The organism is Martelella alba, assembly GCF_005217455.1.
Lineage (GTDB): Bacteria > Pseudomonadota > Gammaproteobacteria > Enterobacterales > Enterobacteriaceae > Acerihabitans.
Genome location: NZ_SZPQ01000149.1, coordinates 1 through 894 on the forward strand (window position 1 = coordinate 1; position 894 = coordinate 894).

Annotated in this window: 1 protein-coding gene; it reads left to right on the plus strand. The window is 53.5% G+C overall.

Annotation, left to right across the window (positions count from 1 at the left end):
* The coding region (locus tag FCN80_RS26135; protein WP_170975546.1) for a tail fiber domain-containing protein at positions 1 to 894 on the plus strand (894 nt) is incomplete at both ends.

The window sequence follows — 894 nt, forward strand, 5'->3', positions numbered from 1 at the left end:
GCCGCGTCCGGCTCGGCGTCGGCCGCGCTGGCCAGCCAGAATGCGGCCGGAACATCGGAGACCAACGCCAAAACCAGTGAGACCAATGCGGCTGCCAGTGCGACTGCGGCGGCGGCATCGGTAGCGAGCATTGATGTTGATGCCATTGAGGCAAAAATCGACGCCAAGGCCGACAAGGGAGCCAACAGCGACATTACCTCGTTGACCGGACTAACAACGCCGCTCAGCGTGGCGCAGGGTGGCACGGGGGCCAATACCGCTTCCGATGCGCGTACAGCGTTGGGCGTTGCCTATGGTACGGCGGCGGGTACTGTGGCGCAGGGTAATGATTCTCGGTTGGGTACGATTGATGGGAAAAATGGAGGGACGCTGGCCACGGGTAACTCAATAACCCTGATATCTGCGACATTTCCATCAGCCGCAACCGGCGATTATTTGAATACTCCGATATTCAAGAGTCTGATCAATGGTCGTGGGGCGTACGGTGACACACGTGGTGGCTTTTTTGGTTTTTATTACCAGGAACATGTTGGCGCTGCCAACGAAGGCATTTTTAACCTAAATGGGTTTAGTAACGATATTAGCTGGATTTTTAGTAACAACGGCAACGCTAGCGCGCCAGGCTCCTGGGTCAATAATTCTGATAGTCGCATCAAAACGGACCTAGAGGTAATTTCTGATCCACTAGATAAGGTAAAGCAACTAACCGGATATACAGGTCTGAAAGACACGCAGCCGTATACCGGATTGATAGCCCAGGATGTTCAAAAGGTTCTGCCGCAAACGGTATTTAACATGGGCCGTTATACGCTGCGAGACGGTTCAGTGATAGAAGATTGCCTCGCTGTTGGCTATGGCGAAATAGCTGGATTACTGGTCGAGGCAATCAAGGCG